The organism is Mesorhizobium sp. B2-4-3 (genome assembly GCF_006442815.1).
Lineage (GTDB): Bacteria > Pseudomonadota > Alphaproteobacteria > Rhizobiales > Rhizobiaceae > Mesorhizobium.
The window spans coordinates 126771-145154 of record NZ_VFVL01000010.1 but is presented as its reverse complement, the minus strand read 5'-3'; the positions used below and the strand labels follow the sequence as shown (position 1 = coordinate 145154).

Sequence of the window (18384 nt, the reverse complement as noted above, 5' to 3'; positions counted from 1 at the left end):
TCATTCTCTCGGCTCGCGCGGCTTGCCGCCCTGGCCGAATTCCGATGTCAGTCCCGCCGAGCGCAGGACATTGAGTATGCCTGCGCCAAAGCCCAGCAACAGGCCGACGATCAGACCCCATGGCGCTGTTCCCGCCAGACGGTCGATGATCCAGCCCAAGCCGACACCGACCACCACTCCGGCGATGAACTCGCTGGACAGCTTCAGCGCCTGACCGTAACCGGTCGCAGCTCTCGCTTCGTCTTTCCCCTCGAACCGGTCCGTGCGTCTTGTCGCAAGCGATGCTTCAAGCTCGCGCCGGCGGCGCTCAAGTTCGTCGTCGCGGATGGTGGCTTCTGGCTGCCTGCCGCGGCCGGTTTCTCCGGTTCCGTCTGGCCCGGTTTTGTCGGCCATCGCAACCCCCCTGCCCGGGCAGACGATTGCCGTCCGTCCGCTTCTAAAGTCGCCGGCAACATAGTTAGAGGGTCCGCCCCCGTCAAGCCACGGGCCGAACTTCCAAGCGATGTATTTTTGATAGTTAAATCAAAGGCTTATCGAGGTGCGACATCGTGCCCTTCACGCCCGCGTGAGGTGACGGCGCGAATCCGCGCAACAAGGCGCGTCCGCCGAGGCATCGCCGGGCGTCGAAGGAAGGATAGCCGGGGCGGTGGTTAAGGCGGCTCAGCTCGAGCCGCCAGCCGGCTCAGCTCCAGCCGCCGCCATAGGTGCGGTAGAAGATATGCAGGCCGATCCTGGTCATCTTATGCATGGCTCGCGCCCAGCCCGGATGGACGTAATTGGCGTAGTAATGCGTCGATGAGCCGACCTCGGGAATGAAGATCTTGCCGGCGGTCACCGCCATGGCGACCTCCTGGGCGGTCTTGTAGGAAGCCTGGTCGGTGATGGTCTTCTTCCTGCCGTCGCAGGCGAACGAGAACTGGCAGCGGTTGAACCAGTCGTCGTTCTGATAGACGACGCCGCAGATCGTCTTCGGATAGGCCGGGTTGCGGACGCGGTTGAGGATCACCTGGGCGACCGCCGCCTGGCCGCGCACGGGCTCGCTGCGCGCTTCGAAATAGATGCCCTTGGCGAGGCACGTCTGTTCCGGCTGGGAGAAGACGCTTGCCGGCAGCGGGTTCTGGATCCACGAATGGTCGCCCTTGCCCATCGGCGGGATGAAGCGGCCATCGTTCGGATCGTCCTGCAGCAGCGCCTCGAAGGGCGAGGCTTTGGCGTAGTCGGGCGCGGACTGGGCATAGGCGGTGGCGAGGATATCCGGCTTGTCGTTGTTGACGAGGGCGACGAGTGCCGCCGGCAGCGCCGGATCTGGCTTCCTGTCCTCGCGCAGGTGGAAGGCCTGGGCGATCTGGACTTCCTTACCCGCGATGCCCGGCTTGGCGAAGGTGAGCTTCAGCCCGCTGTCCATCGCGGGACGCATCAGCGAGGAGGTACGCTCGAAAATCGAGCCGGCGCTGAAATTCTTGGGCGGCGCGACCGGTGCCACCTTGACCAAACGGCCCTTCTTGTCGGCGCGCATGACGCGGTCTTCGTCGGGCGTGGCGCCGGCGACATTGCCCTTGCCGCGAAAGGCCACCGTGCCGACGCCCGGCAGGTCGACGCCGGAACCGGATAGCGAGCCTGTGGTGACGGAATCGACAAATGGCATTTCGGCGGCATGCACCGAGCCGGCGGCGGATTTCTCGATATAGGCGTTCCAGCGGGTGTTGGACGATTCCAGGCCGGAGATCAGGCTTGCCATATCCTGATAGGCGACGGCGGACGGAAAGCCGATCCAAATGCCGAGCCCGAGCACCAAAGGAGGAAGAAAGGAACGTTTTTTCGCAACGGCGGCGGCGGCGGCAAGCCGCAATGAAACGCGTCGATGCACGGAACTCTCCAGAACGCTACTGACCCCGGAGAGTCAAAATGAAGCATTAACCTTGATGCGGGGTTAACGACATCGATCGTGTTCTTTTCATGTTTGAGGAAAGCCGGCTTGCCGTTTCCGCGGCAAGCCGGTGAAAAATCAGACCTGGGTGCATCAGGCTGGGCGCAGGAAGATCGGCAAGGCGGCCGCCGCGCAAATCGCGGCCGCGAGCCACACGCCCGGCCATGCGAAGAACACCAGCAGCCACGGAATGGCGATCGGCACCAGGCAGAAGCCGACGAACACAAAACTGTTGGCCAGGCTGAGCGCGGTGCCGACATGGCCGGCACCGGCAAGCGTGGCAAGCTCGGTATAGGCGACGCCATGCCAGGCGGAGACGGATACGCCGGCAACGACGACCATCAGCGGGAGCAGCGGCATAAGCAACGGTGCTCCGGCGGCGCCGATCACCAGCAGCCAAAGCACCAGGAAGGCGAACGCGCTCAACGCGCTGCAGAGTTTCAGGAACGGGCGGCGGTTGCCGTGCCGGTCGGTGAAGCGCCCGCTCCAGATACGCATCGCCATGGCGCCGGTTTGCACGGCGGCGAGGCTGGCGCTGGTCACAAAGGTGCCCATGCCCGCGAAGTCGTGCAGGAAGACCGAGGCGAAGGTCAGCACCGCGACCTGCGGGAAGCAGAGCAGGCCGATGGCGGTCGAGATGCGCCAGACCTCGATATTGCGCAAGGGTGCCGGGCCGCTTGTCGCGGCGGCGGCATGACCACCGCTTGCCACTGACGGCTCGTGCAGCCAGCGCCAGGCAAAACCGGCGGACAGAGCGGAGACGGCCGCAAGCAGGCCGAAGACCGCGGTGAAGCCCAAGGCCAGCGCCAGGGACGGCAGGACGAGCGCGCCCAGCCCACCGCCGAGCGGCACCGCCGTCTGCCGGATGCTCATGGCGAAGCCGCGCTCGCCCTCGCCGAACCAGCCCATGATGGCGCGGCCGCTGGAGCCGTTGACGCTGCCGCCGAGCAGGCCGGCGACGAGCAGGCTTGCCGACAGCAGCGCGACGCCGGGAATGGCTGTTTTCGTCGGCACGACGAGCATGGCCATGATGAGAAGCCACGCGGCGGTCGCGCCAAGTCCGGTCAGGAGCACGCGGCGGTCGCCCCAGCGATCGGTGAGCACGCCCCAGGGCAACTCGCTGAGCGCCACGCCGAGGCCGAGCAGCCCGAGCGCCAAACCCAGCGCGGCATTGTCGAGGTGATAGCCCTGGCGCATCGCCACCGCGGTCGCCGGGATGCCGGAGAAGGTGGCGGAGAAGCCGGCATTGGCGGCGACGCCGATGCCCAGCACCTTCCAGCGATGATTGGGACCGAAGGCGCGGCCAGCAGGGTTGCTGGCGCTTTCTCCCGCGGGCGGCTGGCAGTCGTTTCGTGTGACGATGGCAGACATGGTTCCATTCCCGTGACGGCCGGCTGACGGCTTGACGGACAGGATGTAGCGCCATAGCTTCATCCATAAAATCAGGAAGTTTTTGATCAACAATCCTGAAAATCAGGACAATCTCATGCGCCGCGTCACTTTCGATCTCGATGTCCTCAGGACCTTCGTCACCGGCATGGAGCTCGGCAGCTTCGCCAAGGCGGCCGAACGGCTGGGACGCTCGACCTCCGCGGTCAGCGCGCAATTGAAGAAGCTGGAAGAGCAGGCGGACACGCCGGTTTTCCGCAAGGCGGGGCGCGGCCTGGCGCTGACCGAAGCCGGCGAGACGATGCTCGGCTATGCGCGGCGGCTGATCGAGCTCAACGACGAGGCGGCCTCCGCCATCCGCGACATCGAACTGGAAGGCTGGGTGCGGCTCGGCCTGCAGGAGGATTTCGGCGAGGCCGTGCTGCCGGACGTGCTCGGCCGCTTCGCCCGCGCCCATCCCAAGGTCCGCATCGAAGCGCGGATCGGACGCAGCCACGACCTGGCCGAGCGCGTCCTGTCAGGCAATCTCGACATCGCGCTGGCCTGGCATGACGGCATGACGCTGCCCTACAGCCGCCATGTCGCCGACGTGCAGGCGCGCTGGATCGGTCCGGCAAAGCCGATCGAGGCCGGTCCGCGCAATGGCGAGCCGCTGCCGCTGGTGGTGTTCGAGGCGCCCTGCCTGCTCAGAACCGTGGCGACCGAAACGCTCGACCGCGCGGGCATGCCCTGGCGCATGGCCTTCTCGAGCCCCAGCCTCGGCGGCATCTGGGCGGCGGTGGCGGCGGGGCTTGGCCTGACGATCCGCACCGAAATCGGCCTGCCGGCCAATGTCAGGGCGATCGCACCGGGAGTCCTCGGCCTTCCTGCCCTGCCGATGATGGCGCTGCATCTGCACCAGAAGGACGCCGAGCTCGACCCGGTGGCGGCGCGGCTGGCCGAGATATTGCTGCAGGCGGCGATGGAGACGTTGCCTGAGGGGGCGCGAACCCGCGGTGGATTGCGAGAGGTCGCATAGCCTTTTTCGGACAGGCAGCGGCGGATCGGCCTATCCAGCGTCGCGTTCCGTCACACCCCCCTCTGTCCTGCCGGACATCTCCCCCGCAAGGGGGGAGATTGGATGTCGCGACCGCTTTCGCCAAACATCAACGTTGCAGGAAAGGCGCCGCCGGCGGAGCTGCTGATCTCCCCCCCTTGCGGGGAGATGCCCGGCAGGGCAGAGGGGGGTGCTGTCCCGCCAGCATTGTGAGGATTTTACCCGCGGCGGAGAATAGACCTCACCGCTTCTTCGCCCTGCCCGCAAACGGATTGTCCGAGGTGCGCAGCGCCATGCGGATCGGCACGCCGGGCATATCGAAGGCCTCGCGCAGGCTGTTGGTCAGGTAGCGGACGTAGGATTGCGGCATCGCGTCCGGCCGCGAGCACGAGACGACGAAGCCCGGTGGGCGGGTCTTGGCCTGGGTGACGTATTTGATCTTCAGGCGGCGGCCGGCAACGGCGGGCGGCGGGTGATGCGCGAGGATGCCTTCCAGCCAGCGGTTGAGCTTGCCGGTCGAGACGCGGTTGTTCCACACCTTATGCGTCTTGATGACGCTTTCCATCAGCCGGTCGAGGCCGCGCCCGGTCTCGGCCGAGACCGTCACCGCCTGGATGCCGCGCGCCTGCGGCAGGAGCCGCTCGGTCTTTTCGCGCAGCTCGGCCAGCAATTCCTGCGGGTTGTCGATCAGGTCCCATTTGTTGAAGGCGATCACCGGCGCCCTGCCCTCGCGGATGATCAAGTCCGCGATCTGCAGGTCCTGCTTCTCGAAGGGAATGGTAGCGTCGAGCACGATGACGACGATCTCGGCAAAGCGGATGGCGCGCAGGCCGTCCTGCACCGAGAGCACTTCCAGCTTTTCATGGATTCTGGACTTGCGGCGCATGCCGGCGGTGTCGAACAGCTTTATGCGGCGACCGCGCCAGTCCCAGTCGACCGAGATCGAATCGCGCGTGATGCCGGCTTCCGGACCGGTGAGCAGCCGCTCCTCGCCGATCAGCGCATTGATCAGCGTCGACTTGCCGGCATTGGGGCGGCCGACGACGGCGATGCGCAGCGGCTTGGTTTCGTCATAGGCGGGTTCGGCGTCCGGGTCGGCGATGTCCTCGCCGATCAGCACCTCGCTGGCGGCGATCTCGTCGCTGCCGTCTTCCTCGTCCTCGCCGAAAGCGCGTTCCTCGCCGAGCGCTTCAATCACCGCGTCGCGCAGGTCCGGCATGCCCTGGCCGTGCTCGGCCGAAACCGGGATCGGCTCGCCGAGGCCTAGTTCCCAGGCCTCCAGCATGCCCCCTTGAGCGCCGCGCGCCTCGGCCTTGTTGGCGACGAGCACGACCGGCTTGCCCGATTTGCGCACGATTTCGGCGAAGGTGCGGTCGTCGGGCAGCAGGCCGGACTTGGCATCGACGGTGAAGAAGATGAGGTCGGCTTCGCGGATGGCGATTTCGGTCTGCTGACGCATGCGGCCGGGCAGCGTCGAAGCCGCCGCGTCCTCGAAGCCGGCGGTATCGATGACGTCGAAGTGAAGGTCGTACAGCTTGGCGGCGTGGACGCGGCGGTCGCGCGTCACCCCCGGCGTGTCGTCGACAAGCGCCAGCTTCTTTCCGACCAGCCGATTGAAAAGAGTCGATTTGCCGACGTTAGGCCGGCCGATGATGGCGACTTTGAAGCCCATCCAGGATCACGACGCGTTGCCCGACCCGCGGATCAGCTCGGACATAAGCTGCGCCCGCTGGCGCACATTGCGCGGGGCGGCTTCATCCGAAGAGATCTGGTCGAACAGTTTGAGCGCGTCCGCCGACTTGCCGTCCTTCCAGGCGGCAAGGCCAAGCGCCTCGCGCGCCGAATGGCGCAGCGGATTGGTGTCGGCGGTCAGCGCCTCGATGCGGCTGGAGACATCGGCGTAGGAGCCGTGGTCGACGAGCAGCAGCGCCGCCCGCAGCCGCGCGATGTCGCGGATGCCGGCGGGAATGGCGTTGTCGGCGGCGACCTCGTCGAAATCCTTGACCGCGCCGTCGACGTCGCCCTTGTCGGCCTTGACGGTCGCGGCACGCATGCGGGCGAGCAGCGGATAGGCGCCGTAGCCGTCCTTCTCCAGCTGGTCGAGCGCAGCGATCGCCTCGTCGTTCTTGCCATCATTGGCGAGCTTGAGCGCCTGAGAGAAGGCGTCGCCCGAGCGGTTGGCGCGGGTTTCGTCCCAGTAACGGTAACCAACGACCGCGGCGGTGCCCAGCACGATCAGGATGGCGATGCCGAGAATGGCCGGGCCAAAACGGTCCCATAGCTTCTGCGCCTGCTCGCGACGAATCTCTTCGTTGACTTCGCGGATAAAACTGTCGTCCGACATCAATCAAAACCATTGCTGCCCCGGAAGGAGGCGCTTCTTGAGCCCCGCGTTTTAGCGAAATTTCGTCGGCATGGAAGAGGGCGGGCCGGAAAATCGGCGCGGAGCCCTCCGGTGCCCACAGGGCCTGCCCGAACGCAACCGCGCCACATTTGCGCGATAGCCGGCTTCCGATCGGCCGGAGACGTTCACGCCAGAAGGTTGCCAATGCTTCGTTCGTACCGCGTCCTTGCATTCAGTCTTGCCTCGCTCGCCTCAGCCAATGCGGCCTTCGCCGATCCACCGAAATCGCCGGCCGCTTCGCCGGCCAAGCAGGTCGTGCTGATCTCGTTCGACGCCGCGCGCGAGATCTCGCAGTGGCAACGCAGCCGGGCGCTGGCAAAGCGCACGGGCGCGCATTTCACCTATTTCCTGTCCTGCGTGTTCCTGCTCTCGCCGGAGACGCGGCAGGACTATGCCGGTCCCGGCAAGGCCGCCGGCAAATCCAATGTCGGCTTCGGCGCCTCGAAACAGGACGTGGCCGACCGGCTGGAGCAGGTCCGGCTGGCCGCGGCCGAGGGCCACGACATCGGCAGCCATGCCTGCGGCCATTTCGACGGCAAGGCGTGGAGCAAGGCGGACTGGCTGACCGAATTCGCCTCCGTCCGGCGCATTTTCGAAAACGCCTATGCGATCAACGGCATCCAAGAGCCGGCCGACTGGCACGATTTCGCGCATCATGCGCTGGTCGGGTTCCGCGCGCCCTATCTCTCGACCGGCAAGGCGCTTTACGAAGCCCTGCCCGAGACCGGCTTCCAGTATGACGCCAGCGGCGTCTCGAACGGCCCGATCGTCCCGCCAACCCTGAATGGCACAACCCGTTTTGCCCTGCCGCTTATCCCGGAGGGGCCGAAGGCGAAGCCGGTGGTCGCCATGGATTACAATCTCTATGTCCGCCACTCGGACGGCGCCGAGAAGCCGGCCATGGCGGACGCATTCGCCGAGCGCGCCTACCAGGCGTTCCACGCCGCTTTCGAGGCTCAGTACAACGGCAAGCGCCTGCCGCTGGAGCTCGGCTTCCACTTCACGCTGATGAACGACGGCGCCTACTGGAACACGCTGGAGCGCTTCGCCGGCGAGGTCTGCGCGAAGGCTGACGTCGAGTGCATCAGTTTCCGCGACTATGTCGCGCGCCAGCGCGCCGGCCAGGCACGGGCCGTTGTGGGCGGCTGACTGGACGCAGCCGCGCCCTAAGCGCGTCGCGATCTTTCAGATTCGCTCCACGCGGTTTAGATTCTTGATTTTTCGTATGACTTTATCGCGAAACCGGTTCCCATTTTCGGGAGACATGCTTCAGCTTACCGGCTGATCTTCGGGGCGCATGCCAGCCCGCTCGCGTTCCAGATAATGCTGATCAATAACCGGCAGCTGTTCGCCTTGCAGCGTCGCCTCGAAGGCACGCAAACGTTTGTGAACAGACTGCAGTTCGACAATCGTCGACCAGGAATTCAACAGGAACTGCAGCGAATTCGTCACCTTGCCGAAGGCGTTCGATATTTGGTTCAGCGCGCCGAACGTGATCTTATGCGCGACCAGCGAAGGCCCGAGGATCAGCAGCGAGAAGATGTTGTCGGCCTGCAGGTAGGTGTAACGAACAACGTTGAAATAGATGTAGTGGAAATAGAGCTTGAAATAATTGCGGCGGACATTGGTGAACAATTGTGTCGTCGTCGCCGGCTGAGCCCGGTCGGCATGATCTTCGCCGTAGACGAGCTCCTTACGATAGGCTGCCTCGACACGCTGGTTGCGGAACTGCAGGCCCGGCAGCTTGAGACCCGCCACCATGACGGAAATCGTTCCGAACAGACACCAGCCCAATGCGGCAACGACCAGCGGTTGCGGGACCGCGCCGATGATCGGCAATTCGGTGATGTGAGCCTGCAGCTGAATCAAGACCGGCAGAAAGGCGATCAGGGTCATGATCGACTGGACGAAGGTCGAGCCGAGATCTTCCATGATCTGCGAGAAACGCATCGTGTCTTCCTGGATACGCTGCGAGGCACCCTCGATGTGGCGCAGCCGGCCCCAGTTGGCCACGAAGTAGTTGTTCATCGCGGTGCGCCAGCGGAAGATCCAGTGGCTGACGATGAAGGCATTGACCACCTGCACATTCATGCCGACCAGCGCCAGCCAGGAGAAATCGGCCAATCCCTTGTAGAATTCCGTGTTGGTCGAGGGAGTCGTTCCCGACATCAGGCCCTGAACGTAGTCGAAGAAAGGACCATACCAATTGTTGACCGCAACCGAGACCTGAACGTTGAAGTAGATGAAGAACAGGATGACGGCGGTCATCAGGATCGACCAGTTCTGCCAGGGGTGCGGGGCGTACCAGCTCCAGAAGGCGTAGAAGATCACCACGCAGGCCACGAAGTAGATGTAGAACCACAGGAACGGCTTCGACCACAGCACCGCGATGCCGATGATAGGCGGCGTGCCAGCCGCTACCGGCGGCAGGCCGAAGACGGCGCCCAACTGCTCGCCGCCGAAGAACCAGAACAGGATCGCGGCAAGGCTCCAGACGGCGGCCGAGGTGAAGAAAAGCTTCGGCTGCGGGAAGAAGGATACGAACACTGTGGCGGGTTTCCTCGGTCTGACCGCAAATCAGCGGCATTGCTGTTCGGCAGGCATAAAGTCACACATTAGGGGGAAAGAAAATGCCCGTGCCCGATGCCCGGCATCGAACAAGGCCGCAAATCATGGCGATTTTGGCGCAGCCGACCAGGCGATGACGCCGGAGGCGAGCAACGCCGCCGCCGCCATGATCGAGGCAAGCACGTAGTTGCCCGATGCCTGAGCGAGCAGGCCGGCGGCGATCGGGCCGACGATCTGGCCGAGACCGAAGGCTGCTGTCATCACCGCGAAGATGCGGCGCGGCGCCCGCGGCGCGAGCTGCCTGCCCATCTGTATGCCCAGCGCCGTGAGGGCGATGAAGGTGCCGCCGAGCAGGACGCCGGCAATCAACGGTCCGGCGGCGCCATTGACGACGACACTGGCGGTGACGCCGATCACCTCGACCAGTGAGCTCGCGGCATAAGCGGCATAGAGCCCGATGCGGCCGGCGAGCTTCTGCCACGCCCAAGTCGAGGGAAAGCCGGCAAAGCCGGCGACCATCCAGACAGTCGCCTCGAAGACGCGCCCGCCGCCGCCCTGGCGGACGATGGCGACCAGGAAAGTGGCCGTCACCACATAGCCGAAGCCGAACAGCCCGTAGGCGACGATCATCTTCACCAGGGGCCCGTCCCTCGGCAGCGCCGGCTCGCGCCCGTCGGCGGCATTGGCCGGCGTGGTCGAGCCGGCGAGCAGCATGACGATGAGCAGGCCGACCGCCGAAAGCGCTCCGGACCAGAGCCAGCCGGCGGCCCAGCCCGCATGTTCGGAGACGAGAATCGCCAGCAGCGCCGAGGACGCGGCAATGCCCAGGCCGACGCCGCCGAAATGCAGCGCTTGCAAATCGCCGCGGCCGGCCTCAGCCAGATGGCTGAAGACGATCGAGGCCATGAACACCATGACGAAGGCGCTGGCGAGGCCGGCGAGGAAGCGGATGACGAGGAAGGCGGCCATGGTTTCATTGAGCCCCATGAGGGCCGCGAGCACGGCGCTGGCGGCGAGGCCGGCGAACATCAGCATGCGCTCGCGGCCATGCGCCCAGCCGCCGGCCGCAGCAAGCGCGCCGATGAGGTAGCCGACATAATTGGCGGAAGCGATCCAGCCGGCATCGGCCGGCGTCAGGTGCAGTCCCTCCATCATGCCCGGCAGGATCGGTGTGTAGACGAAGCGGCCGATGCCCATGGCGACGGCGAGCGCGACCATGCCGGCGAGCGCAAGGCGGAGCGGAGATGTCGAGGCGTTCATTGGCGGCGCACAATAAGAATGTGCGTCCGTGAGACAATGTGCTTGCGTTGGGCCAGCGCAGACGTCCCCTCACCCCGCCTCCGCTTCGCTCGGCCGACCATTCCGGGGCGAGCCACGGGTCTCGCCCGTCCTTCGGACCCCCGGTGGGGAGAGGAGCCTGTCGGTGCCAGCGCCGCCAAACAGGCCAATAGCTACCGGCCAGCCGCACTCGCGGTCTCATATGCGGTGCGGCGGGCCGTCAGCCGGAAGGGCATATCGCCGAGCTCGCGCTCCGACATGGTGTCGAGCACCGGATGCGACAGCGGGTCGGTGATCCAGCGCGTGATCTCGCCGTCATCGCATGGCCTCCTCTCGACACCCGAAAGCCCTTTCAGAAAAGATAAAATCTTCATGGGGCTACCTCATGGTTCAAGGCTGTTCCAGTTAAATTCCGCCCTTTCCTGTCGGGTTTCAATTGAGATTTCGGTCCATTCAGTTTAGAAAAACTGGATGGCTATGCTGAACCGCGTCCATCTCAACGGCCTGCGCGCCGTGGAAACCGTCGCCCGCCTGGGATCGCTGGCGGGAGCGGCGGCGGAGCTGAATGTCTCGGTCAGCGCCGTCAGCCAGCAGGTCAAGCGCACGGAAACGCAGCTGGGCCAGGCGCTGTTCGAACGGACGCCGGGCGGGCTCGTGCCGACGGAATTCGGCGCCGCCTTCACAGCGCGGCTCAGCGCCGGGTTCCGCGAGCTCGCGCAAGCGGTGGCGCTGGCCGACGAGGCCAACGAATGCACGCTGGTCGTCTCGGTGGCGCCGGCCTTCGCCTCGAAATGGCTGCTGCCCCGGCTATCGCGGCATTTTGCCCGCCATCCTAACGTGCTTTTGCGTATCGACGCCTCGGCCAGGGTCGCCGATCTCGACCGCTCGGACATCGATATCGCCATCCGGCTTGGCGACGGCAAATGGCCGGGCGACCGCGCCGAGCTTCTGCTTGCCCAGGAAGTGTTCCCGGTCTGCGCGCCCTCGATCGCGGCCAGGCTGAAGTCGATCGGCGATCTGGCCCAGACCTGCGCCATCACCGACGAACGGGCGATGTTCAGCTGGGACGGCTGGTTCGAGGCGGCCGGCGTCGAGCCGGTCACCTTCCAGAAGGGGGCGCGCTTCACCGATCCGATGCTGTGCCTGGAATCGGCGATCGCCGGCCACGGCGTGATGCTTGCCTGGCAATTGCTCACCGCCGACGCGCTGGCCGACGGGAGGCTGGTCGCGCCCTTCGGTGTGCGAGCCGAAAGCGGGCTCGGCTACTGGCTGGTGACTTCAGCCACAAAAAGCGAAAGCCGCAAGGTGCGCGACTTCAAGGCCTGGGTCCGCGAGGAGATCGAGGCGACCATGGCGCAGTTCCGGGCGCTGGACAGCGCCGCATAACCGCTGCGCACTTTCGACACCGCGATCAGTCATGCTTGAGAGCAGGCCCAGTCGATCGCGGTGGAAAGGCCAGGCCCACCGGTCTATGTAAGAACCGGACCCCAACAAACGGCAGGCAGGACCCATGACCACACATTCGCGCGGCGTTTCGGCAAGCATCGACCCGGTGAAGCTCGACAGGCTGGCGGAAGTCGCCATCAAGGTCGGACTGCAGCTGCAGCCCGGACAGGATCTGGTGCTGACCTCGTCGATCGCGGCGCTGCCGCTGACGCGCCGCATCGTCGAGCACGCCTACAAGGCCGGCGCCGGGCTGGTGACGCCGATCTTCAACGACGACGAGATCACGCTGGCGCGTTTCCGCTACGGCGCCGACGCCGGCTTCGACCGCGCCGCCGGCTGGCTCTATGAAGGCATGGCGAAAGCCTTCTCGAACAATGCGGCGCGGCTCGCCGTGCGCGGCGAAGATCCGTCGCTGCTCTCGTCGCAGGATCCGGCCAAGGTGGCGCGCGCCAATAAGGCGAACTCGATGGCCTACCAGCCGGCGCTGGAAAAAATCACCGGCTTCGACATCAACTGGAACATCGTCGCCTATCCCGACCTTGCCTGGGCAAAGCAGGTATTTCCGGGCGAGCCGGACGACGTCTCGGTGGTGAAGCTTGCCGACGCGATCTTCTCGGCCTCGCGGGTCGACGTCGAGGACCCGATCGGCAATTGGAAGGCACACAACGCGGCGCTCGCCGAGCGCACGAAATGGCTGAACGGGCATAATTTCCACGCGCTGCATTTCACCGGTCCAGGCACCGACCTGACCGTCGGGCTGGCGGACGGCCATGAATGGATGGGCGGCGCCTCGACGGCGAAGAACGGCGTCACCTGCAACCCGAACATCCCGACCGAGGAAGTCTTCACCACGCCGCATGCAAGGCGCGTCGAGGGCCATGTCTCCTCGACCAAGCCGCTCTCCTACCAGGGCACGCTGATCGACGAGATCTCCGTGCGCTTCGAAGGCGGCCGGATCGTCGAGGCCAAGGCCTCGAAGGGCGAGGACGTCTTGAAGAAGGTGCTCGACACCGACGAGGGTGCGCGACGCCTCGGCGAAGTGGCGCTGGTGCCGCATTCCTCGCCGATCTCGAAGAGTGGCCTGTTGTTCTTCAACACGCTGTTCGACGAGAACGCCGCCTGCCACATCGCGCTCGGGCAGTGCTATTCGAAGTGCTTCGTCGAGGGCGCTTCGCTCAGCCAGGAGGAGATTGCGGCGCGCGGCGGCAACAAGAGTTTCATCCACATCGACTGGATGATCGGCTCGGACAAGATCGATATCGACGGCGTCGCCAAGGACGGCGGCCGCGTGCCGGTGATGCGCAAGGGCGAGTGGGCGTAACAGCTCTCCCGCCAACGGAGATAAGATGGCCTTCGACATAGCGGTGAAGCGCGTCTATGAGCCGCCGGCGAAAGCCGACGGCCAGCGGGTGCTGGTCGATCGCCTCTGGCCGCGCGGCGTGAGCAAGAAGGACGCCGAACTGACGCTATGGCTGAAGGAGATCGCGCCGAGCGACGAACTGCGCAAATGGTTCGGGCACGAGCCGGAGCGCTGGCCGGAGTTCCAGAAGCGGTATCGGGCCGAGCTCGATGGGAATGGCGAGGCGGTGGCGCAGCTGCGTGCGCTACTCGGCAGGGGCAAGGTGACGCTGCTCTATGGCGCGCATGACGAGGCGCACAACAATGCGGTGGCGCTGGCGAGGTATTTGCGAGGGACGTGATGTATCCCGCTACGTTGGCGATCGGCGAAAGCGGCGGCGACATCTGATCTCCCCCCTTGCGGGGGAGATGCCCGGCAGGGCAGAGGGGGGTGCTGTCCCGCAAGCCCCTCGATACTCAAACCGCATACCAAAGGCGGTTCGCGCTGGACACGTTCTACCAACGCCGCGTTCCTTCACACCCCCCTCTGGCCTGCCGGCCATCTCCCCCGCAAGGGGGGAGATTGGCAGCTTCGGCGTCCCGCCCCTACTTCATCGCCTCCTCGTAAACCTCTGGCTTGAAGCCAACGATAACGTCACCGCCCACCTCCAGCACCGGCCGCTTGATCATCGTCGGTCTGGCGAGCATCAGCTTCTTCGCCTTCTTCTCGTCGAGCGCTTGCTTGTCCTTCTCCGGCAGCTCGCGAAACGTGGTGCTGCCCTTGTTGAGCAGCTTTTCCCAGCCGACCTTTCCGACCCAACTGTCCAGCCTGTGCGCCTCGACCCCTTCGGCCCGGTAATCGTGAAAACGATACGGCACGTCATGGCTCTCCAGCCAGACGCGCGCCTTCTTGATCGTGTCGCAAGTGGTGATGCCATACATGGTGATGGTCAATTGGGGCCTCGGGCGGATCGGTTGCGAATCCGGCAAAACCCTAGGCCTGCCCTGTCCGCTTTGCCAGCGCTTTGCGCCGATGCGATTTGGCTCTTGCCGTTACTGAATGCAAAGGCACGCGCTACACCGCCACCGTCATCCACCGCGACGAGGCGACGCGCAACAGCCACGAGGAGATGGGTTTCTTCGACGGCTGGAGCACGGTGGCCGACCAGCTGGCTCAGTATGTGAAGACGATTTGAGACACAGGCATAGCGACCGGAATATCAGCCCGGTCGCCATCCCTGATTTCAAGCTTGCGCAGCGAAAGAAGCGAGACGCCTCAGGCCGATCGGCCTCAATAGTAAAAACGCTCTTCGCTGATCTTGCCGTTCTTGACCGTGTAGAGGCCGACCTCGTCCATTTTGACGCGTTCGCCGGTAGATTTGGGCGTTATGTCGAATGTGAAGCGCAAGGCGAACTGGTCGCCATTGACATAGGGGCCGTCGATCGAGCCGCCGTGAACCTCATGGTTGGCTTCCCACCAGGCGCCCTTCTCCTTGACGGCAGCCTTGCCGTTGCAAACGGCCATCGGCCCTTCCATCGCCTCGTAGCTGGCGATGTCGTCGGCATTGTATTTCGCGGCAGCGCCATGGCTGTCGCCCTGCTTAAGGAGTTCGGTGAAATCCTTGGCGATTTCGGCAGTGGTCATGATTTCCTCCCGGTTTGGACAAGACATCAAGTAGGTATCGATCGTTCGCCTGCCACCGACGGCAGGCTCCACAGGTGACAAATCGTGTCAGGATCGTCGCGCCTGGAACTATAACGCGGCCATAAGCGGCCAGCGGTTCAGATCCTTGTAGATCGTCAGGCCGCGCAGGCTGTGACTGAGGACGAACTCCCTTGCTACAAAGCCGATTGGATCGATCGGCTGCCTGGGGACGAATTTCTCGTCATAGGCAAGCGTCATATGCGGGACAAAGTAATCCGCCGACTTGAGGCCGTTTGCCTTCATTGCAGTGCCAATCCGCCGGCTGAGTTCGCAGACCGGCCCATTGTCAGCCAAAAGCACGAACGGACGAGAGGGCGGTCTTCCCTTTACCACCGGGCGGCCGGGGAAACTCACGGCATGATGAAATGCGACTTCGAACGCCGTCATCTCAACGAGCCGGCCGGACCGCTTTGCTGCGAATTCTGTTTTCGATCGAAGTCGCTTGTAGTCGCCGACATGCTGCAGGCTGACGTGAAACCGCTCTTTCAGCAGCAGCGATCCAGTTATCCCGTTGATATCGCAGAGTCGCCTCTGCAGCGCCCAAAATTCGGATCGGTATTTCGCTTCCAGCAGTAAGGCGAAGAACAACCGATCCGGCCGCTTTGGCTGCTTCGGAGGCAGCGGAATACCGAAATCAAACTCTTGTTGCCGAGACATCCGTACTCGTTCGGCTGAGAACGCTCCTGTTGAGCTCCAACCCGAACAAAACAGGAACATCGACAAGAGTCAAGGCCGGACGATCTTCACGTCTATGAAGTCAATAACATCCACGTTCGATCGCCAGTCGGCGCACCAGCGCCAGCACGGTGTCGATGGTCGGCGTCGGCTGGCCGGTGAGGCGCCCGAGTTCCTGCACCGCCGTGACCAGCGCGTCGATCTCCATCGGGCGACCGCGTTCGAGGTCCTGCAGCATCGAGGTCTTGTGCTCGCCGACATCGCCGGCGCCCTTGATGCGTCGGTCGACCGGGATGAGGAACCTCACGCCGAGGCTCTCGCCGATCGCCTGCGCTTCCAGCATCATGGCGCGCGCCGTGGCGCGTGTCCCCTCGTCTGCCACGATGGCCGCAAGCGTGCTGCCAGTCAGCGCCGAGATCGGGTTGAAGGAGAGATTGCCCCAAAGCTTCACCCAGATCTCCGAGCGTATGTCCTCGCGCACCGGCGCCTGCAGCCCGGCCTTGACCATTTCGCGGGCAAGCGCGGTGGCTCGCTCGCTCTTCTCGCCCGACGGCTCGCCCAGCGAAAAGCGCGTGCCCTCGACATGGCGTATCAGGCCGGGCGCATCGACCTCGACGGCGGGATAGACGACGGAGCCGACGACCCGCTCCGGCCCGATGCGATCCCAGATCGCACCGCCAGGATCGACCGCGTCGAGCCGCGTGCCTTCGAGCGCGCCGCCCGACCTGTGGAAATACCACCAGGGCACGCCGTTCTGCATGGTGACGACGGCTGTCCCCTCGCCCAGCAGCGGCGCGATCTCGCCCAGCGCCGGCGCCAGCGAATGCGCCTTCAGCGCCAGCACGACATAGTCCTGCACGCCGAGTTCTTCCGCGCGAGAGGCAGCCTTGACCTGCGCCACCTTTTCCTTGCCGTCCTCGATCAGGCGAAGGCCATCGGCCTTGATCGCTTCCAGATGCACGCCGCGCGCCACGATCGACAGATCGACCGAGCCGGCGATCGCGAGCTTGGCGGCGAGGTAGCCGCCGATGGCGCCTGCGCCGAAGACAGTGATGCGCATCAGCCGAGCCCAAGCTTGGCGGCCAGCCCGATGCGTTGCAGCTTGCCGGTCGCGCCTTTCGGTATCTCGTCGAGGATCAGCACCTTGCGCGGCACCTTGAAATCGGCGAGCCGGGTGGCGGCGAAGCCGCGGATATCGGCCTCGCTGGCGCTCTGGCCTTCGCGCAGCACGACAGCGGACGCTACCTCCTCACCCAGCTTGTCATGCGGCATGGCGAAGGTGACGACCTGCGCCACCGCCGGATGGTCCATCAGCACTTCGTCGACCTCGAGCGGCGAGATCTTTTCGCCACCGCGATTGATGATCTCCTTCAGCCGGCCGGTGACGCGCAGGTAGCTGTCCTCGTCGAGCACGCCCTGGTCGCCGGTGTGGAACCAGCCATGAGCGAAGGCGCTGGCATTGGCGTCCGGGTTCTTCTCATAGCCGGCGGTGACGTTGGGGCCGCGAATGACGATCTCGCCGATCTCGCCGGGTTCGAGCAGCCGCCCGTCCGGCGCCATGACGGCAATTTCCGGGCCGGCCGACGCGCCGACGCTGCCGGGCTTGCGCAGTCCGGGCGGCAAACGGTTGGACGCCATCTGATGCGCGGCCTCGGTCATGCCGTAGGATTCGATCACCGGGCAGCCGAAGGTGGATTCCAGCTCGGCCATCACTTGCGCCGGGAGCGAAGCCGACGACGAGCGGATGAAGCGCAGCTTCGCCTCGGCGAGCTGCTCGGGGTTGCGCGCGGCGCGCGGCAGGATCGCCTGATGCATGGTCGGCACGGCGGTGTACCAGCTGGGCTTGGCTTCGGAGAGCCACTGGAAGAAACGCAGCGCGTTGAAACCCGGCGTGCAGAAAACGCTGCTGCCGGCGGCGAGCGAGGAAAGCACTGCGGCGATCAGGCCATGGATGTGGAACAACGGCATGATGTTGAGGCAGCGGTCGGCCGGCGTCAGGCCGAGCGTCGCGCCGATATGCGCGGCCGACGCCGCGAGATTGGCGTGGCTGAGCGGCACGAGTTTCGGACGCGACGTGGTGCCGGAGGTGTGCAGAAGGAGCGCGGTGTCGCTGTCCTCAGCCAAGCCGGATGCGACCGGGGGGCCGACCGGATCGCCCTCGATCATGAACACGCCAGACGGCGCACCTTCCGGCACCGCCAGCCGCAGCACCGGGATGCCGAGGCGCCCGGCGACTTCGACCGAAGGGCTCTGCTCGTCCTTGCCGACGAGGATCGCCTTGACGCCGATGTCGCTCAGATAGAAATCGAGCTCGTCGGCCCGGTAGGCCGGATTGAGCGGCGCGGTGGAGGCGGCGGCGGCAACGGCGATGAAAGCCGTCGCCATTTCCGGGCCGTTCGGCAGCACGATGGCGACACGGTCGCCGCGGCCGATGCCCAGCGTGTTGAGCCGCGCCACGGTATCGCCGATCAGGCGGCGCAGTCCGCCATGCGAGAGGGCCGTCCGTTCGGGCGCGGCGATGGCCGGCGCGTCGTCGGCGCCGGGCGCAAGGCGATGGGCAAGATCGGTGGCGTCTTCAGTGTTTGTCATGGTTCCAGACTATGTTTCGAAGGATCGGC

18 protein-coding genes and 1 pseudogene are annotated in these 18384 nt (G+C 65.1%); 6 read left to right on the top strand and 13 right to left on the bottom strand.

What is annotated here, in order from left to right; translation table 11 throughout:
* The 3 genes from FJ956_RS13010 to FJ956_RS13000 form a co-directional block, all read right to left on the bottom strand.
* Window positions 1–393, bottom strand: a complete 393-nt coding sequence (locus FJ956_RS13010) for an AtpZ/AtpI family protein (protein ID WP_140675640.1) — start codon at window positions 391–393, stop codon at window positions 1–3.
* Window positions 394–682: 289 nt separating this feature from the next.
* Entirely contained in the window at window positions 683–1867 is a 1185-nt protein-coding gene (locus FJ956_RS13005) for a cell wall hydrolase (protein ID WP_140675637.1), read from the bottom strand.
* Window positions 1868–2020: 153 nt separating this feature from the next.
* Window positions 2021–3298, bottom strand: coding sequence for an MFS transporter (locus tag FJ956_RS13000; RefSeq protein ID WP_140675634.1), 1278 nt, complete (start codon window positions 3296–3298; stop codon window positions 2021–2023).
* Between the two features lie 115 nt (window positions 3299–3413).
* Here FJ956_RS13000 and FJ956_RS12995 point away from each other — a divergent pair, with 115 nt between their 5' ends.
* Complete coding sequence (locus tag FJ956_RS12995) at window positions 3414–4334, top strand: LysR substrate-binding domain-containing protein (RefSeq protein WP_140675631.1); 921 nt, start codon at window positions 3414–3416, stop codon at window positions 4332–4334.
* A gap of 259 nt (window positions 4335–4593) precedes the next feature.
* On the opposite strand, the gene der is transcribed toward FJ956_RS12995, so the two are convergent.
* Both der and FJ956_RS12980 read right to left on the bottom strand, forming a co-directional pair.
* Window positions 4594–6024: a ribosome biogenesis GTPase Der gene (gene der, locus FJ956_RS12985; RefSeq protein WP_140675628.1), complete on the bottom strand. Its 1431-nt coding sequence runs from the start codon at window positions 6022–6024 to the stop codon at window positions 4594–4596.
* Window positions 6025–6030: 6 nt separating this feature from the next.
* The gene (locus tag FJ956_RS12980) at window positions 6031–6696 is read right to left on the bottom strand and encodes a tetratricopeptide repeat protein (RefSeq protein ID WP_140675626.1); all 666 of its coding nucleotides are present in this window, start codon (window positions 6694–6696) and stop codon (window positions 6031–6033) included.
* 204 nt (window positions 6697–6900) lie between these two features.
* On the opposite strand from FJ956_RS12980, the gene FJ956_RS12975 reads away from it, so the two are divergent.
* Entirely contained in the window at window positions 6901–7905 is a 1005-nt protein-coding gene (locus FJ956_RS12975) for a polysaccharide deacetylase family protein (protein ID WP_140675623.1), read from the top strand.
* A gap of 120 nt (window positions 7906–8025) precedes the next feature.
* Here the strand turns inward: FJ956_RS12975 and sbmA are convergent, their stop codons facing one another.
* From sbmA to FJ956_RS12960, 3 genes are all read right to left on the bottom strand, one after another.
* Window positions 8026–9303, bottom strand: a complete 1278-nt coding sequence (sbmA, locus tag FJ956_RS12970) for a peptide antibiotic transporter SbmA (RefSeq protein ID WP_140675620.1) — start codon at window positions 9301–9303, stop codon at window positions 8026–8028.
* A 123-nt stretch (window positions 9304–9426) separates the two neighbouring features.
* The gene (locus FJ956_RS12965) at window positions 9427–10584 is read right to left on the bottom strand and encodes a YbfB/YjiJ family MFS transporter (protein WP_246672034.1); all 1158 of its coding nucleotides are present in this window, start codon (window positions 10582–10584) and stop codon (window positions 9427–9429) included.
* 191 nt (window positions 10585–10775) lie between these two features.
* The gene (locus tag FJ956_RS12960; RefSeq protein ID WP_140675617.1) at window positions 10776–10976 is read right to left on the bottom strand and encodes a hypothetical protein; all 201 of its coding nucleotides are present in this window, start codon (window positions 10974–10976) and stop codon (window positions 10776–10778) included.
* A 97-nt stretch (window positions 10977–11073) separates the two neighbouring features.
* Between FJ956_RS12960 and FJ956_RS12955 the strand changes: the two genes are divergently transcribed.
* The 3 genes from FJ956_RS12955 (at window position 11074) to FJ956_RS12945 (ending at window position 13748) form a co-directional block, all read left to right on the top strand.
* Window positions 11074–11988 carry a LysR substrate-binding domain-containing protein gene (locus FJ956_RS12955; RefSeq protein WP_140675614.1) on the top strand — a complete coding sequence of 305 codons (915 nt, stop codon included), beginning with the start codon at window positions 11074–11076 and terminating at the stop codon, window positions 11986–11988.
* Between the two features lie 124 nt (window positions 11989–12112).
* Entirely contained in the window at window positions 12113–13369 is a 1257-nt protein-coding gene (locus FJ956_RS12950; RefSeq protein ID WP_140675611.1) for an aminopeptidase, read from the top strand.
* A gap of 25 nt (window positions 13370–13394) precedes the next feature.
* Window positions 13395–13748 (top strand): DUF488 domain-containing protein, encoded by a 354-nt coding sequence (locus FJ956_RS12945; RefSeq protein WP_140675608.1) that lies wholly within the window; start codon window positions 13395–13397, stop codon window positions 13746–13748.
* Between the two features lie 244 nt (window positions 13749–13992).
* On the opposite strand, the gene FJ956_RS12935 is transcribed toward FJ956_RS12945, so the two are convergent.
* The gene (locus FJ956_RS12935; RefSeq protein WP_140675602.1) at window positions 13993–14340 is read right to left on the bottom strand and encodes an ArsC family reductase; all 348 of its coding nucleotides are present in this window, start codon (window positions 14338–14340) and stop codon (window positions 13993–13995) included.
* A 104-nt stretch (window positions 14341–14444) separates the two neighbouring features.
* On the opposite strand from FJ956_RS12935, the pseudogene FJ956_RS12930 reads away from it, so the two are divergent.
* Window positions 14445–14582, top strand: a pseudogene (locus FJ956_RS12930) (SRPBCC domain-containing protein); the annotation flags it as partial.
* Window positions 14583–14677: 95 nt separating this feature from the next.
* Here the strand turns inward: FJ956_RS12930 and FJ956_RS12925 are convergent.
* The 4 genes from FJ956_RS12925 to FJ956_RS12910 form a co-directional block, all read right to left on the bottom strand.
* Window positions 14678–15031 carry a nuclear transport factor 2 family protein gene (locus FJ956_RS12925; protein ID WP_140675599.1) on the bottom strand — a complete coding sequence of 118 codons (354 nt, stop codon included), beginning with the start codon at window positions 15029–15031 and terminating at the stop codon, window positions 14678–14680.
* A 108-nt stretch (window positions 15032–15139) separates the two neighbouring features.
* Window positions 15140–15748 (bottom strand): 2'-5' RNA ligase family protein, encoded by a 609-nt coding sequence (locus FJ956_RS12920; protein WP_140675596.1) that lies wholly within the window; start codon window positions 15746–15748, stop codon window positions 15140–15142.
* A gap of 100 nt (window positions 15749–15848) precedes the next feature.
* Complete coding sequence (locus tag FJ956_RS12915; protein WP_140675593.1) at window positions 15849–16826, bottom strand: 2-dehydropantoate 2-reductase; 978 nt, start codon at window positions 16824–16826, stop codon at window positions 15849–15851.
* On the bottom strand, window positions 16826–18355 hold the full coding sequence (locus FJ956_RS12910) for an acyl--CoA ligase (protein ID WP_140675590.1): 1530 nt from the start codon (window positions 18353–18355) through the stop codon (window positions 16826–16828). The genes FJ956_RS12915 and FJ956_RS12910 overlap by 1 nt, the downstream gene beginning before the upstream one ends.
* Window positions 18356–18384 lie beyond the last annotated feature (29 nt).

Bases quoted from the DNA above. Each gene is read 5' to 3' on its own strand.
- FJ956_RS13010 (WP_140675640.1), bottom strand. From the start codon at position 393: ATGGCCGACAAAACCGGGCCAGACGGAACCGGAGAAACCGGCCGCGGC.
- FJ956_RS13000 (WP_140675634.1), bottom strand. From the start codon at position 3,298: ATGTCTGCCATCGTCACACGAAACGACTGCCAGCCGCCCGCGGGAGAA.
- FJ956_RS12995 (WP_140675631.1), top strand. From the start codon at position 3,414: ATGCGCCGCGTCACTTTCGATCTCGATGTCCTCAGGACCTTCGTCACC.
- der (WP_140675628.1), bottom strand. From the start codon at position 6,024: ATGGGCTTCAAAGTCGCCATCATCGGCCGGCCTAACGTCGGCAAATCG.
- FJ956_RS12980 (WP_140675626.1), bottom strand. From the start codon at position 6,696: ATGTCGGACGACAGTTTTATCCGCGAAGTCAACGAAGAGATTCGTCGC.
- FJ956_RS12975 (WP_140675623.1), top strand. From the start codon at position 6,901: ATGCTTCGTTCGTACCGCGTCCTTGCATTCAGTCTTGCCTCGCTCGCC.
- FJ956_RS12965 (WP_246672034.1), bottom strand. From the start codon at position 10,584: ATGAACGCCTCGACATCTCCGCTCCGCCTTGCGCTCGCCGGCATGGTC.
- FJ956_RS12960 (WP_140675617.1), bottom strand. From the start codon at position 10,976: ATGAAGATTTTATCTTTTCTGAAAGGGCTTTCGGGTGTCGAGAGGAGG.
- FJ956_RS12955 (WP_140675614.1), top strand. From the start codon at position 11,074: ATGGCTATGCTGAACCGCGTCCATCTCAACGGCCTGCGCGCCGTGGAA.
- FJ956_RS12950 (WP_140675611.1), top strand. From the start codon at position 12,113: ATGACCACACATTCGCGCGGCGTTTCGGCAAGCATCGACCCGGTGAAG.
- FJ956_RS12945 (WP_140675608.1), top strand. From the start codon at position 13,395: ATGGCCTTCGACATAGCGGTGAAGCGCGTCTATGAGCCGCCGGCGAAA.
- FJ956_RS12925 (WP_140675599.1), bottom strand. From the start codon at position 15,031: ATGACCACTGCCGAAATCGCCAAGGATTTCACCGAACTCCTTAAGCAG.
- FJ956_RS12920 (WP_140675596.1), bottom strand. From the start codon at position 15,748: ATGTCTCGGCAACAAGAGTTTGATTTCGGTATTCCGCTGCCTCCGAAG.
- FJ956_RS12915 (WP_140675593.1), bottom strand. From the start codon at position 16,826: ATGCGCATCACTGTCTTCGGCGCAGGCGCCATCGGCGGCTACCTCGCC.
- FJ956_RS12910 (WP_140675590.1), bottom strand. From the start codon at position 18,355: ATGACAAACACTGAAGACGCCACCGATCTTGCCCATCGCCTTGCGCCC.